Origin of the sequence: Rhodoblastus acidophilus, assembly GCF_025961575.1 — a bacterium.
GTDB classification, from domain to species: Bacteria; Pseudomonadota; Alphaproteobacteria; order Rhizobiales; family Beijerinckiaceae; genus Rhodoblastus; species Rhodoblastus acidophilus_C.
Window position 1 is genome coordinate 21,778 of record NZ_JAOQNX010000019.1, and the last position, 14,073, is coordinate 35,850.

Consider the following 14,073-nt stretch of genomic DNA (forward strand, 5'->3'; position numbering starts at 1 on the left):
AAAACCGCCCGGGGTAGTCGGGCGGGTGAGACCTTTCCGCCCGCAGCAGGTTAATGCCGCACAACCTTCCGTTCTCGCGCGATTTTTTCATGTCGAACCCCTCCCCGTGCGCTCTCGTCTGGTTTCGCGAAGATTTCCGGCTGGAGGACAATCCGGCGCTGGCCGCGGCGGCGGCCTCGGGCCTGCCGCTGCTCTGCGTCTTCATCCTTGAGGACGAAGGCCTGCGGCCGATCGGCGGGGCGGCGCGCTGGCGGCTCGACCGGGCGCTGCAAGCCTTTGAAGGCGATCTCGCCAGGTTCGGCGGCCGGCTGCATTTTTTGCGCGGCGCCGCCGAATCGCTGCTGCCGCAGCTTGCCCAGGCCGCCGGCGCGCAAAAACTGTTCTTCAATCGGCGCTATGGCGGGGCCGAGCGCGCGATCGACGCGCGCGTCGCCGCCGCCTTCGCCGGGCGGGTCGAGAGTTTCAACGGCGCGCTGCTGGCCGAGCCCGCGCAGCTTTCGCCGCGACCAGGCGGCCATTACAAGGTGTTCACCCCGTTCTGGCGGGCCATCCGCGACAAGCTCGCCCACGCCGAGCCCCACCCCGCGCCGGACCACCTCGCTTTCACCGAATGGCCCCCGGATTTTCCCCAGCTCGACCGCGCGGCGCTGGCGCTCTCGCCCAGCCGACCCGATTGGGCCCGGGATTTCCCCGAGCCTCACGCGGGTCCGGACGGCGCGGAACGACGGTTGCGCCATTTCATCGACGAAAAGCTCGATGGTTACGAGACCATGCGCGACCGCATCGATTGCGACGGCGCCTCGAAACTCTCGGCGAATCTGCATTTCGGCGAGATTTCGCCGCGCCAGATCGTGGCGGCGGTGCGCGGGCGCCCGGCGGAGAAATTCCTGATCGAATTGTGCTGGCGGGAGTTTTCCACCCACCTGCTCTACGCGCGTCCCGATTTGCCCTGGGAAAATTTCAACGCCCGGTTCGACCGCTTTCCCTACCGCAACGACCCCCATGGTCTCGACGCCTGGAAGGGCGGGCGCACCGGCTATCCCGTGGTCGACGCCGCCATGCGGCAGGTCTGGCGCACCGGCTTCATGGCCAATCGCGCCCGGATGATCGCCGCCTCCTTCCTGGTCAAGCACCTGCTCATCGACTGGCGGGAAGGCGAATCCTGGTTCTGGGACACGCTCACCGACGCCGACGCCGCCAACAATGCGGTGTCCTGGCAATGGGTCGCGGGCAGCGGCCCCGACGCCGCGCCCTATTTCCGCATCTTCAATCCGGTGCTCCAAGGCGAAAAATTCGATCCCGACGGCGATTTCGTGCGCAGCTGGTGCCCGGAACTCGCCGGGCTGCCGGCGAAATGGATCCACCGGCCGTTCGCTGCGCCCCGCGACATCCTGGAGGCCGCCGGCGTAAAGATCGGCGGCAACTGGCCGGCCCCGATCGTCGAACACGATTTCGCGCGCCGACGGGCGCTGGACGCCTTCGCGGCCACCGCTGCGGCGGGCGCATAACGTCCGTTAACCGTAGAACGCGATTGGCTTTTCTGGCCTTGGCTTGATCTGTGCCTTGCGCGCCACAGATCGCCGTTTTCATGCGCGGCCGCCCCCGCCCGGCCATTGTTTGGCTCAAATTGCTGCTACATAAGCTATGCGCCGTCGTCCGCCCTTTTGGACGTTGCGGCGGAAACGGTGTGCATGACCCTGATCGAGCGCTACATCTTCCGAGTCGCCGGCATGGCCTTCCTGGCCACGCTCGGAGCGCTGACGGCCGTCATCTGGCTGCAGCAGGCGCTGCATGACCTCGACCTCATCACCTCCAAGAGCCAGTCGATCTTCAAATTCCTCACCATCACCGGCATGTGGATTCCCTCTCTGGTCATGGTCATCGCGCCGATCGCGCTGTTCATCGCCGTCCTGTTCTCCCTCAACAAGCTCAACAGCGACAGCGAGCTGGTGGTGACCGCGGCCTCCGGCCTGTCGCCGCTCGGCCTGCTGCGTCCCTATGCGCTGCTGATCGTGCTGGTGTCGGGCTTCTGCGCGCTGGTGTCGCTGTGGATCATGCCGGCGAGCTTCGTCCTGATGCGCGACGCCTGGGTGGAGGTGCGCTCGGATTTTTTGACCAAAATCGTGAGGCCCGGCCAGTTCAGCTCGCTCGACAGCGGCCTGGTCTTCCATTACCGGGATCGCGGACCGGGCGGCGAACTGCTCGGCGTGTTCATGCTCGACCGGCGCGAGACCGGCCAGTTGAGCGTCTATCTCGCCGAGAACGGCATTGTCACGAAAATCGACGGCAAGTCCTTCATCGTGCTGCAAACCGGCACGATCCAGAAGCAGGACAAGGGCGCCATCCCCGCCATGGTGACGTTTGATTCCTATGCGCTCGATCTTTCGAATTTCGGTCCGAAAACCCTGATGGGCCCGCTCAAGCCGCGCGAGCGCTCCACCCCCGAGCTGCTCAACTATGACGTCTCCGATCCCTATACGCGCGAGAACGAGGGGCGCTTCCGCGCCGACCTGCACGAACGCTTCGTTTCGCCGCTCTACGCCATGGCCATGGGCATGATCGGCTTTGCGGCGCTGGGCGCGCCGCGCACCACACGGCAGACGCGCGGCCTCGCTCTGGCGGCGGCGACCGTCGCCGCCGTAGGGTTGCGCGTCGCCGGCTTCGGCCTCGCCGGCGCCGTGGTGCGCGGCCCGCAGGCGGTGCCCTTCGCCTACGCCCTGCCCATCGCCGCCATGGTCGCCGCCGCCCTCTACGCCTTCCGCTACGCTCTGATTCCGTTGATCCGCCCCTCGCGTCTCCTTCCCGCGGAGGCGCGATGATTGGCCGGACGCTCGGACTCTATTTCGCACTGCGCTTCCTGCAGAGCCTTGGGGTGATCTTCCTCACCATTTTCGGCCTGATCTTCATGGCCGATTTCGTCGAAATGCTGCGCCGCGCCGGCGACGTGCCCAACACGCCGCTGTCTCTCGTGCTGCTTTTGTGCCTGATGCGCACGCCGATGATCGCGGAACAGGCGCTGCCCTTCGCCACTTTGTTCGGCGCCATGGCGGCTTTCATCAATTTGACCCGAAAGCTGGAGCTGGTGGTGGCCCGCGCAGCCGGCGTCTCCGTGTGGCAATTCCTCACGCCTCCGGTTCTGGCCGCGCTCGGCCTGGGCGTCGTGGTGATGACGACGCTGAGCCCCGGCGCGGCGCTGATGAAGGACAAGGCCGACAGCATCGAAGCCGGGATTTTCAAGACTCAGCTTTCGGCGCAGGACTCCAACAAGTGGCTTCGCCAGCGCGGCCGTGACCAGCAATCGATCCTGCGCGCCGACTTCTCCACCGAGGCCGGCTTGCGCCTCACCGGCGTCACCGCTTATGTCTTTGACCTGAAGGGACGATTCGTCGAAAGAGTCGATGCGGTCGAGAGTCGGCTGCGCGAGGGCGAATGGGAGATGAGGGATGCTTTGGTGACCGCTCCGGCGACCGATCCGAAGCAAATGGAAATTTACCATCTTGGGACTAATCTGCAGCCCACTCAGGTGGCGCAGAGTTTCGTGGCGCCCGAGACCGTGCCATTCTGGTCGCTTCCGCGGCTGGCGTCGGACACGGAAGCAGCAGGGCTGGATGCAGTGGGTTATCGTTTGCGTTTTCAACAGCTTCTCGCCCTGCCGACCTTGCTCGCGGCCATGGTGCTGATCGCGGCCTGCTTCTCGCTGAAGCTGTCGCGCATGGGCGGCGTCGGCCTGATGGTTCTGGGTGGCGTCGGGGCCGGCTTCGTGCTTTATGTGTCCTCTAAACTTGTATCCGATCTGGGCGGAGCGGGCATGTTGAGCGCGCCTGTCGCCGCCTGGTCGCCAGCGATTATTGCGAACCTGTTGGGCGGCTTGACTCTACTGAACCGCGAGGACGGCTGATGGCCCATCTCGCCCCCATGACCACGATGTCCGCCGCAGACCGGGCCGGTTTCGCGCGTCCCTCGCGTGCGCGCGTGTCCTGGATCGCCATGACGCTCGCCTTGGGCGCGGCGCTGGCCGCGCTTCCCGCGGTCGCACATGCGCAGACTCTGGCCGACAGGTTCTCCGGCGCCGCCGGCAGCGACAACAAGGCGCCGATGAACGTCGACGCCGACAAGGTGACCTACAACGACCGCGACCACACTGTGGTCGCCACCGGCGACGTGCAGATCTATTACAAGAAGAAGACGCTCGAGGCCGACAAGGTCACCTATTACCGCGACACCGGTCGGGTGCTCGCCGAAGGCTCGGTCAAGCTCACGGACGCCGACGGTTCGGTCACCCATGCCGACCGGATGGAGCTGTCCGGCGATTTCAAGCGCGGCTTCGTCGATGCGGCGCGCTCCGATTCCGGCAGCGAAAAAGACCGCACCCATATGACGGCGACTCGGTCGGAAAGGCTCGACGAGGAGACCACCGTCTTCGAGAAAGGCGCCTATACCGCCTGCGAAAGCTGCGCCGAACACCCCGACCGCGCGCCCGTCTGGCGCTTGCGCGCGCAAAGGATCATCCACAAGAACAGCGAGCAGACTCTCTACTACGAGAACGCCACCTTCGATCTGTTCGGCGTGCCGATTGCCTGGATCCCCTATCTGTCGACGCCCGATCCGAGCGTGACCGCCAAGTCGGGCTTCCTCGCGCCGCGCCTGTCCTACAAGGACACCAACGGCTTCGGCTACGGCCAGCCCTATTTCTACAAGATCTCGCCGGACATGGATGTCACGGTGACCCCCTATTATTACTCGACCCAGGGGTTCCGCGGCGATCTCGAATTCCGGCAGCGCCTCGACAACGGCTATTACACGCTCAACCTCATCGGCGTTCACGAGAACGATCCGAATGTCTATGGCGTCGGCAGCCGCCCCAACCGCGGCATGGTCGTGTCCCAGGGCGCGATCTGGCTGAGCCAGAACTGGAAGTTCGGCTGGGACGTCGTCCGCGCCACCGACAAATATTTCAACAACGACTACCAGGTCGGCAACAACACGCTCAGCGGCAATTTCTTCCGCGAGAACTCGTCGACGGCCTATATCACCGGCCAGGGCGACCGCGGCTATCTCGACCTGCGCGGCTATTCGTTCCAGGGCCTGGCCAACAGCGACCTCCAGCCGCAACTCGCGGCAGTCTGGCCGATCCTCGACTATAACAAGATGATTTCGCTCGACCCGGCGAACACCTGGGGCATCGGCGGCGAGATCGAGATCGACGCCAATTTCACCCGCTCGACCGCCGGGCTCGCCTCCTACCAGCAGATCGGCTCATACCAGTTCGACGTGCAGTACGGCATGTATGCGGTCTGCCGCAATCCCTCGACGATGACGGCGCTGTACACCAAGCAGAACTGTCTGTTGCGCGGCATTGGCGGCGAATATGACAGCGGCACCCTGCAAGTGTCGTGGAAGCGCAAGTTCATCGATCCGCTCGGCGAAGTCTGGACGCCCTTCACCTTTGCGCGCGCGAATCTGAATTATCTCAACGCCAGCGTGAACGGCTCGGCGATCTTCTCGCGCACCTACGCCGATCCGGCGACCCCGACAGGCTATACGACGATCACGGACCCGATCGCCAACACCTATCAGTCCAATTTCATCAACCATAACGACCAGTTCGGCGGCTTTGTCACGCCGGGCGCCGGCTTGGAATGGCGCTATCCGCTGCTGTCCAAGACCCCCATCGGCGAGATGGTGATTGAGCCGATCGCGCAGATCATCGCGCGGCCCAACGGTCAGCCGACCCGAAGCATGGTCAACCTCGACTCGCAGAGCCTGGTGTTCGACGACACCAACGTGTTCGAATGGAACAAATATTCGGGCTACGACCGCTTCGAGACCGGCGTGCGCTCCAATTACGGCGCCCAGTTCACCTATGACATGCACGAATACGGTTATGCCAGCGCGCTGGTCGGCCAATCCGTGCAAGTCGCCGGCATCAATTCCTACGCCACCCCCGACGCCGCCAATATCGGCCTCAGCTCTGGCCTGGACAAGCCGGTGTCCGACTATGTGACGCGCCTGACCTATGCGCCGTCGGCCAACTATTCGTTCATCGCCAAGGCGCGGTTCGATCAGGCCGACTGGGCTCTGCGTCGTCTCGACCTCGGCGGTCGCGCCTATTACGGCCCGCTGACCTTCGGCGTGAACTACGCCAATTACGCGGCGCAGCCGATCATCGGCTACAATGAGCGTCGCGAGGGCTTGAGCGTGAACACGCGCTACGACGTGTTCAAGAATTACTACCTTCAGGGCGACATCGCCTGGGATCTGGGTCGGCACAATTACAACAACGTTGAATATCTGGTCGGCTACAACAGTGCGGGACAGGCGCAGTTCCAGTTCGCGCCGGCCGCGCCGCTGTTCGCCATCGCCACCTGGGGCGCCGGGATCGGCTACCAGGACGAATGCCTCAAGCTCGGCGTGACCTATCGCGACTCCATCACCGACGGTTATGGCTATCCGCCGAATTACTCCCGCAACAAGTCGATCGTGTTCAATCTCGAACTGCGCACGCTCGGCGACATCAAGGCGCCGCTGTCGTTGACGCCCACGGTCGTTCAGGACGGCACCCGCACCAACGGCGCAATGTACAATTACTCCAACTGACCTGACGCCCGGCTGCGCGAACGGTCGGGCTGACACCGGAGGGGTTTTCGACGGAATGATAATGGCGCGTTCAACAGTCTTTGCCGGCGCGATGCTCGCCTTGATGGCTTGCTCGGGGGCCCACGCCCAATCCATCGTGGCCACCATCAACGGCGATCCCGTGACCACCCAGGACATCGCCAACCGCGAGAAGGTTTTGCGGGCGCTCGGCATGCCGTCGTCGGCGTCGGATGCGCTGGAAAGCCTGGTCAAATCGCGCGTCGAGGCGGGCGAAGTGAACAAATACGGCATCCGCGTCAAGAATGACGAGATCGGCCCGACCCTCTACTATTTCGCCGAACGCCTCCACACCACGCCGCAGGCGCTGCAGCAGCGGCTCGCACAATCCGGCGCCGACAGCAAGCATCTGGAAAATTTCCTCCAGATCCACCAGGCCTTCACCATTTACGCCCGCGCCCGCAACCGCGCCGTGGAAGTCAGCGAGAAGGACATCGACGCCGAAATCGCCCGCTCGCCGAAACTGTCGAACGAGATGACCTACACCCTCCGCCAGGTGGTGGTCGCCGCGCCGCCCTCCTCGGGCGCCGCCGGACTGCAAGCTGCCGCCAAGGAAATGCAGGACCTGAAGGCGCGCTTCACCGACTGCGATTCGGGCGTCAAAATGGCCAGCGCCTCCCCCAATGTGGTGGTGCGCGAACCGATCACCCGGACCAGTTCCGCACTGGGAGAGCAACTCGCCGACCTGCTCAACAAGACGCCGGTGGGCCACCTCACCGCGCCGAGCCGCGATTCCACCGGCCTGGTGGCGATCGCGGTTTGCGACAAGAGCAAGGCGAAGGGAGACTCTGCCCGCGACCAGGCCGCCCAGCGCGTGCTGTCGCGCAGAATCTCGGAGGACGCGGAAAAGCTCTACAAGGAGCTGCGCGCCACGGCGGTCGTCGTCAAGAAGTGAGCGCCGCGCCGCTCTGCGTCACCCAGGGCGACGCTTCGGGAATCGGTCCCGACATCGCCCTGACGCTTTACGCACGCGAAGCCGGTCTGCCACCGTTTTTCCTGCTCGCTGACCCAGACTGTTTGCGACGCCGCGCCGCGCTGCTCGGGCTTGATGTCGCCATTGCCGAATGCGCGCCGGAGCAGGCCGGGGAAATTTTCCAAGCCGCACTGCCCGTCGTTCCCCTTCGCAATCGGGCGCGCGGGACGCCGGGCCAGCCCGATCCCGCTGACGCCCCCGCGACCGTCGAAGCGATTGAGCACGCCGTCGACTTTCTGCGCGAGGGCCGCGCCCGCGCCATGGTGACCAATCCGATCGCCAAATCCGTGCTCTACGCCGCCGGATTTTCGCATCCCGGCCACACCGAATTTTTGGGCGAGCTGGCGGCGCAGAAATTCGGCGAGGCCGCGCGTCCCGTGATGATGATCTGGTCGCGGGAGCTGGCCGTGGTCCCCGCAACCATCCACATTCCGCTGAGCGCCGTCCCCATCGCCCTGCGCGAAGACGATCTTGTCGAAATCGGCCGGATCGTGGCCTCGGCGCTCAGCCGCGATTTCGGCGTTTCGAACCCGCGCCTCGCCTTCTGTGGCCTCAATCCGCATGCCGGCGAGGATGGCGCCATGGGCAGCGAAGACTCGTTGATCGTCGCCCCGGCCGTATCGCGCCTTGCCGCCGAGGGTTTTGGCGCGATCGGCCCGCTGCCCGCCGACACGATGTTCCACGCCGAAGCGCGGCAAACCTATGACGTCGCCATCGGCATGTACCACGATCAGGTTCTGATCCCCGCAAAAACCCTGGCGTTCGACACCGGCGTCAATGTCACGCTGGGCCTGCCGTTCATCCGCACCTCGCCCGATCACGGCACGGCCTTTTCCCTCGCTGGAACCGGCCGCGCCAATACCTCCAGCCTCGCCGAGGCGATTTTGTTGGCGGACCGCATGGCGATCGCGCGGACGGCAAACAAATGAGCGACGGCCTGCCGCCCCTGCGCGAGGTCGTCGCGAAATACGAGCTGAACGCCAAAAAATCGCTCGGCCAGAATTTTCTTTTCGACCTCAACCTCACCGGCCGCATCGCCCGCGCCGCCGGCGCATCGGACGAGGCGACTTTTCTAGAGATCGGACCCGGACCGGGCGGTTTGACGCGCGCCTTGCTCGCTCATGGTGCGAAAAAAGTGATCGCCGTGGAGCGCGACGACCGTTGTCTCGCCGCGCTGGAAGAAGTCGCCGCCGCCTATCCCGGCCGCCTCAAACTTGTTCCTGGCGACGCGCTGGCGCTCGATTATCCCGCCTTTCTCGCGGAACAGGGGGTGACAGGCCCGGCGCGCATCTGCGCCAACCTGCCCTACAATATTGGCACGCAATTGCTGGTCGGCTGGCTCACGCAGAAGCAGTGGCCGCCGTTCTATGACCGCATGGTCCTGATGTTCCAGCGCGAAGTGGCGGAGCGCATCGTCGCCGGCCCGCAAAAGCGGGCCGATTACGGCCGCCTGGGCGTGCTCGCCAATTGGCGCTGCGAAACCAAGATTTTGTTCGATGTGCCGCCGGCCGCCTTCACCCCGCCGCCAAAGGTGACGTCGTCGGTGGTGGAGCTGCGACCTCGCGCAAAACTGCTGGAATGCGATGCGGCGGCGCTGGAGCGGGTGACCGCCGCCGCCTTCGGGCAGCGCCGCAAAATGCTGCGACAAGCGCTCAAGGGGTTGGGCGTAGATCCGCTCGCGCTTTTGGAAGCCGCCGGCATCGAACCGACCCGCCGCGCCGAAGAGATTTCGGTGGAAGGTTTTGTTGCCCTGGCGTGCGCCCTGTCCGCTTCGCTCGCCATCCAGTAGCCCTCATCCTGAGGAAGCCGCGAAGCGGCTGCTGAGCTTGTCGAAGCATCGAAGGACGAAGGCGGGCCACGAATTTGTCAGCAGCCCAACTGTCCAGCGGAGACGCTGTATCTCAGATCGCGGTCGAGCCCTGATCGGCTACCAAACGAAAACGGCGGGCCAGAGGCCCGCCGCCAAAACTCCAGAAGGGTTGAGAAAACTCAGCGCTTCGAGAACTGGAAGCTTCTGCGCGCCTTGCGCTTGCCGTACTTCTTGCGCTCGACGACGCGGGAGTCGCGGGTGAGGAAACCGGCCTTCTTCAGCGCCGGACGCAGACCGGGCTCGTAATGGGTCAGCGCCTTGGACAGGCCGTGGCGCACCGCGCCCGCCTGACCGGACAGGCCGCCGCCGGCGACCGTCACCAGAATGTCGAACTGGCCGTCACGCGCGGAGACGCCGAGCGGCTGGCGCACGATCATCTGCAGCACCGGGCGGGCGAAATACACGCCGAGTTCGCGGCCGTTGACGGTGATCTTGCCGGAGCCGGGCTTGACCCAGACGCGGGCGACGGCGTTCTTGCGCTTGCCGGTGGCATAGGCGCGGCCGAGCTTGTCCAGCTTCTGCACATGGACGGGCGCTTCCGGCGCGGGAGCGGAAGTCGCGGCCTTCAGGTCCTGCAGGGAGGAGAGGGTCTCGCTCATGGTCAGTCTTTCCGGCTGTTCTTGGTGTTCATGGCGGCGACGTCGAGAACCGTCGGGTTCTGGGCCGCATGGGGGTGTTCAGCGCCCTTGTAGACGCGCAGGTTGCCGAGCTGCTTGCGGCCGAGCGGACCCTCGGGGAGCATGCGCTGCACGGCCTTCTCGACGATGCGCTCAGGGAAACGACCCTCAAGAATGAACTTGGCGGAGCGCTCCTTGATGCCGCCCGGAAAACCGGTGTGGTGGTGATAAACCTTCTGGTCGCGCTTGCGGCCAGTCAGGACCACCTTGTCGGCGTTGATGACGATGATGTTGTCGCCGTCATCCATGTGGGGGGTGAAGGTCGCCTTGTGCTTGCCGCGAAGGCGCAGCGCGATGATCGAGGCGAGGCGGCCGACAACGAGCCCCTTGGCGTCGATCAGCACCCATTTCTTCTCGATTTCGGCGGCCTTGGCCGAATAGGTCTTGCCGTACATGTCTCTTTTCCGTTGCAGCGCGGGTCAAAAAAACCCGGCGGGAGGATGCGGGTTTTTAGGGACGCATCGCCCCGTTGTCAACGCGTTTCGCGCGGGAATACACGAAAAAGCAGGCGTTTCACGAGAATGGTATCATAATACCGCTATCATGCCCTCGTTCTCATCGCGGTGGGATCGAGTAGGTCCCAACGGCATGGGCGACCGGCTCGTCATCGAAGCCGTCAGGACCTTGGGCGAACAAGGTCGCCTCGCCGACCGCCAGCCTCTTGCCGAGCTTTAACAAGGAAATCTCAGCTAAAACATCGCCATGCGGCGGCTTTCTGAGAAAGTTGATGTTGAGATTGGTGGTCACCGCCAAGGCCACGGGTCCGATTTGCGCGAGAATCGCCACGTAAATTCCGACGTCGGCGAGCATGAACATCGCCGGCCCCGACACGGTGCCGCCCGGCCGCAGATGGCGCTCGTCCGAATGCAGCCGCAGCCGCGCGCTCATCGGCCCGACCGATTCGACGCTGACCATGCGCCCGCCGTGGCGCAATTGCGGGAATTCGGCTTCAAGAAAGGCCTCGACTTCGGCCAGCGACATTTTTGGATCGGCGCGCATCTCACTATCCAGGTTGAACGCGAGACAGGATAGGGCGCCGGCGCGGCCGCGAAAACAACCAGGGCGGACAAGCGCCGCCCCGAACAGAAAAAGCCCGACCATTGTTCGTGGCCGGGCTGCAGCGACTAGACGTGACGGCTTGGCGTCACTCCGCCGCGGCCTCGGCGATGCTGGCGAGCGCCGCGCTTTCGAACTGGGTTTTGTACAGCAGGGCATAAACCCCGCCTTTCGCCAGAAGGTCATCCTGACGACCGGTCTCGATCACCCGGCCGCCCTCGATCACGCAGATGCGCTCGGCATTGGCGACGGTGCTGAGACGATGGGCGATGACCAAAGTGGTGCGGCCCGCGCACAGGCGCCTGAGCGCCTCCTGAACCGCGCGCTCGGATTCGGTGTCGAGCGCCGAGGTCGCCTCGTCGAGCAGGATCAGCGGGGCGTTTTTGAGGAAGGCGCGGGCAATGGAAATGCGCTGGCGCTGGCCGCCCGACAATTGCATGCCGTGTTCGCCGACCGGCGAATCGTAGCCACGTTCGAAGCCGACAATGAAGTCATGGGCGAAGGCGGCCTTGGCGGCGGCCTCGACCTCTTCCCGGCTGGCGCCCGGCCGGCCATAGGCGATGTTTTCGAACACCGAGCCCTTGAACAAAAACGTGTCCTGGCCGACGTAGCTGATCTGGCTGCGCAGCGAATGGCGGGTGTGCTGGCAAATGTCCTGACCGTCGATCAGGATCCGTCCCGCTGTCGGCTCGTAGAAGCGCAGCAGCATGGCCATGGTGGTGGTCTTGCCGCCGCCGGAGCGGCCGACCAGGGCGGTGGTTTCCCCGGGCTCGGCGATAAAGTTGATCTTGTTCAGAACCATTTCGCCGGCGCGATAGGCGAACTCCACATCCTGGAACTCGACCCTGCCCTGCGTCACGGTCAGCTCGGGCGTGCCCGGCTCTTCCTTCTCTGGCTCCTTCAGATCGAGGAATTCGTAAAGCATCTGCACGCCCATCAGCGAGGTCGCGAGGTCGACCTGGAGGCGGGCGATGCGCTTGGCCGGTTCGGTCGCAAGCAGCAGCGCGGTGATGAAGGCGAAGAAATTGCCTGGCTCCGAGCCGGAATAGATCACGCGATAGCCGCCGTAAACAACGACGGCGGCGATGGCCATGCCGGCAAAAGTCTCCATTAGCGGGCTGGAGCGCGACTGCACGCGCGCCAGCTTGTTGGCGGCGGCCTCGAAACTGCGGATCGACGTCTGCTGGCGCTCGCGCATGAAAGGCTCGAGCGTGTAGGACTTGACCACGCGAATGCCCTGCGAGGTCTCCTGCAGGCTTTCCAGGATCGCCTGGAAGCCTGAGAATTCCGTCATCATGACCTTCTTGGCCTTGGCGCCAAGTTTGCGGACGCCGATAATGGCGCCGGGCATGATCACGATCGCCAGCAGCGCCAGCACCGGGTCCTGCTGGAGCATGGCGAAGGTCAGGCCGACCGTGGTGAGAATGTCGCGGCCCAGCGCCGTGATCAGCATGTTGAGCGTGCCGCTCGCCGCATTGGATATAAAGGCCTGGCGCGCGATGAATTCGGTGGAGTGGCTGCGGTTGTAAAAGGAAATGTCCAGCGCCAGCATCTTGTCGAAAATGCGCGACTGGATTTCCGCGACAATATTGTTGGCGACCTTGGTCAGCACCACCGCCTGTCCATAGGTGGCGAATCCCTTGGTCACGTAGATGGCGACAATGGCGCCGCCGATCGCCCACATGGCCTCGATCGACCGGTCGACGAAAATCCGGTCGATGATGTCCTTCATGATATAGGCGGAGAGCGTGGTGCAGGCGGCGATCACACCCATCATGGCGAAGGCGATCACATAGGCCTTGACGTGCTTACGGCCTTGTTCGCGCAACAGCCGTTCGATCAGATGCAACTGACCGGCGGTGAACCACTTCTTCGCCAATTTCTCAGAGAGCCAGGACAATTAACTTTTTCCGGAGGCCTTGGACCATCTCCTCCACGCTCCGGCCGCGGGCGCGGGGAAAAATCGGCTCGCCTTGTGAGCTTTAACGGCGGCGCTGTCAATGCGGGGGATTTTTCCCTTTTGACTTCAATGACCTGACCGAAAGACGATCTGGAAAACCGAGGCGGCCAGCTCCAGAACGATCAGCACGACGATCGCCGCCTCCATGAGGCTGGAGCGGTCGGCGTCGATCAGGTCGGCCAGGGCTCGGGCGGTTTCGACGATCACGTCCAGCTTGCGTTGCAGCGTTTGGGCGCGCTCCTTCAGCTCATATTCGTCCTCGAGGCGCGCATAGAGGCGCTCCAGGTCGGGCCGGTCCCAGAGCACGTCAGGCTTTTCCTCCACCGCAACGCGCCCGGAGACGCGGTGCTGGACGCCGAGCGCCTTGCCGATCAGCCGGAGCAGGTCGCGCCGCCCGCGTCCCGGCCGCCCATGCCGGGCCAGGCTGTGGGCCAGCGGCTCGATCTCATCGAACACGCCGCTCACCTCGCGCTCGTCACGGCCCAGCGCGACGCTCTTGGCCAGGGCGTCGGCAAAGACGAGAAACCGCGCGTCCGAGAGGTCTTTTAAGCCGATGGCTCCGCCCGGGGCGATGCGATCCTCCGCGCCATCGAGCACGAGCTGCGCGGTTTCGTCCTCCTTCAGCAGGCGGGCGCCGACGATCCGATCCCTCAGCTTGGCGATGACGTCGTCTTCCTCCAGCGGGCTCAGGCCGACGAGGACGGCGACGCCATAACGATACAGCGACACCCGGCCGGACGGGCCAACATGGAAGGCGAGCGGGGTCAGAGAAATGGTGTCGGTCCGCTCCAGGCCCGCGAGGTCGATGCGGTCGCCGAGAAGCAGCGCACGCGCGGTCAGTTTGGTCGGGGGGAGAGGCGGCGGCTGGTTCATGACAGGTCTG

General features: G+C 64.5%; 12 protein-coding genes. 7 read left to right on the forward strand and 5 right to left on the reverse strand.

The annotated features are described in order from the left end of the window. The first annotated feature begins 89 nt into the window (after positions 1-89). From M2320_RS14115 to rsmA, 7 genes are all read left to right on the forward strand, one after another. Positions 90-1,508 (forward strand): cryptochrome/photolyase family protein, encoded by a 1,419-nt coding sequence (locus tag M2320_RS14115; protein ID WP_264597831.1) that lies wholly within the window; start codon positions 90-92, stop codon positions 1,506-1,508. Between the two features lie 183 nt (positions 1,509-1,691). Next, positions 1,692-2,819: an LPS export ABC transporter permease LptF gene (gene lptF, locus M2320_RS14120; RefSeq protein ID WP_264597832.1), complete on the forward strand. Its 1,128-nt coding sequence runs from the start codon at positions 1,692-1,694 to the stop codon at positions 2,817-2,819. Continuing rightward, positions 2,816-3,898, forward strand: coding sequence for an LPS export ABC transporter permease LptG (lptG, locus tag M2320_RS14125; RefSeq protein ID WP_264597833.1), 1,083 nt, complete (start codon positions 2,816-2,818; stop codon positions 3,896-3,898). The genes lptF and lptG overlap by 4 nt, the downstream gene beginning before the upstream one ends. After that, entirely contained in the window at positions 3,898-6,597 is a 2,700-nt protein-coding gene (locus tag M2320_RS14130) for an LPS-assembly protein LptD (protein WP_264597834.1), read from the forward strand. The genes lptG and M2320_RS14130 overlap by 1 nt, the downstream gene beginning before the upstream one ends. Before the next feature lie 61 nt (positions 6,598-6,658). Next, positions 6,659-7,549, forward strand: a complete 891-nt coding sequence (locus M2320_RS14135) for a peptidylprolyl isomerase (RefSeq protein WP_264597835.1) — start codon at positions 6,659-6,661, stop codon at positions 7,547-7,549. Further along, a complete protein-coding gene (gene pdxA / locus M2320_RS14140; RefSeq protein WP_264597836.1) occupies positions 7,546-8,556 on the forward strand; it encodes a 4-hydroxythreonine-4-phosphate dehydrogenase PdxA in 1,011 nt (336 codons plus the stop codon). Before M2320_RS14135 ends, pdxA begins: the two co-directional genes overlap by 4 nt. Then, entirely contained in the window at positions 8,553-9,416 is an 864-nt protein-coding gene (gene rsmA / locus M2320_RS14145; RefSeq protein WP_264597837.1) for a 16S rRNA (adenine(1518)-N(6)/adenine(1519)-N(6))-dimethyltransferase RsmA, read from the forward strand. The genes pdxA and rsmA overlap by 4 nt, the downstream gene beginning before the upstream one ends. A gap of 200 nt (positions 9,417-9,616) precedes the next feature. On the opposite strand, the gene rpsI is transcribed toward rsmA, so the two are convergent. The 5 genes from rpsI to M2320_RS14170 all read right to left on the reverse strand — a co-directional run bounded on the left by rpsI (position 9,617) and on the right by M2320_RS14170 (position 14,063). Then, positions 9,617-10,096 (reverse strand): 30S ribosomal protein S9, encoded by a 480-nt coding sequence (rpsI, locus tag M2320_RS14150; RefSeq protein WP_184427586.1) that lies wholly within the window; start codon positions 10,094-10,096, stop codon positions 9,617-9,619. A 2-nt stretch (positions 10,097-10,098) separates the two neighbouring features. Continuing rightward, the gene (gene rplM, locus M2320_RS14155) at positions 10,099-10,569 is read right to left on the reverse strand and encodes a 50S ribosomal protein L13 (RefSeq protein ID WP_264597838.1); all 471 of its coding nucleotides are present in this window, start codon (positions 10,567-10,569) and stop codon (positions 10,099-10,101) included. A gap of 160 nt (positions 10,570-10,729) precedes the next feature. Further along, a complete protein-coding gene (locus M2320_RS14160; RefSeq protein ID WP_264597839.1) occupies positions 10,730-11,173 on the reverse strand; it encodes a PaaI family thioesterase in 444 nt (147 codons plus the stop codon). Between the two features lie 145 nt (positions 11,174-11,318). Further along, complete coding sequence (locus tag M2320_RS14165; RefSeq protein ID WP_264597840.1) at positions 11,319-13,130, reverse strand: ABC transporter ATP-binding protein; 1,812 nt, start codon at positions 13,128-13,130, stop codon at positions 11,319-11,321. 126 nt (positions 13,131-13,256) lie between these two features. Then, positions 13,257-14,063, reverse strand: coding sequence for an RMD1 family protein (locus tag M2320_RS14170; protein ID WP_264597841.1), 807 nt, complete (start codon positions 14,061-14,063; stop codon positions 13,257-13,259). Between the last annotated feature and the right edge of the window lie 10 nt (positions 14,064-14,073).

Excerpts from the sequence above, each read along its gene's own strand:
- M2320_RS14115 (WP_264597831.1), top strand. The coding sequence starts at position 90 with ATGTCGAACCCCTCCCCGTGCGCTCTCGTCTGGTTTCGCGAAGATTTC.
- lptF (WP_264597832.1), top strand. The coding sequence starts at position 1,692 with ATGACCCTGATCGAGCGCTACATCTTCCGAGTCGCCGGCATGGCCTTC.
- lptG (WP_264597833.1), top strand. The coding sequence starts at position 2,816 with ATGATTGGCCGGACGCTCGGACTCTATTTCGCACTGCGCTTCCTGCAG.
- M2320_RS14130 (WP_264597834.1), top strand. The coding sequence starts at position 3,898 with ATGGCCCATCTCGCCCCCATGACCACGATGTCCGCCGCAGACCGGGCC.
- M2320_RS14135 (WP_264597835.1), top strand. The coding sequence starts at position 6,659 with ATGGCGCGTTCAACAGTCTTTGCCGGCGCGATGCTCGCCTTGATGGCT.
- rsmA (WP_264597837.1), top strand. The coding sequence starts at position 8,553 with ATGAGCGACGGCCTGCCGCCCCTGCGCGAGGTCGTCGCGAAATACGAG.
- rpsI (WP_184427586.1), bottom strand. The coding sequence starts at position 10,096 with ATGAGCGAGACCCTCTCCTCCCTGCAGGACCTGAAGGCCGCGACTTCC.
- rplM (WP_264597838.1), bottom strand. The coding sequence starts at position 10,569 with ATGTACGGCAAGACCTATTCGGCCAAGGCCGCCGAAATCGAGAAGAAA.
- M2320_RS14160 (WP_264597839.1), bottom strand. The coding sequence starts at position 11,173 with ATGCGCGCCGATCCAAAAATGTCGCTGGCCGAAGTCGAGGCCTTTCTT.
- M2320_RS14170 (WP_264597841.1), bottom strand. The coding sequence starts at position 14,063 with ATGAACCAGCCGCCGCCTCTCCCCCCGACCAAACTGACCGCGCGTGCG.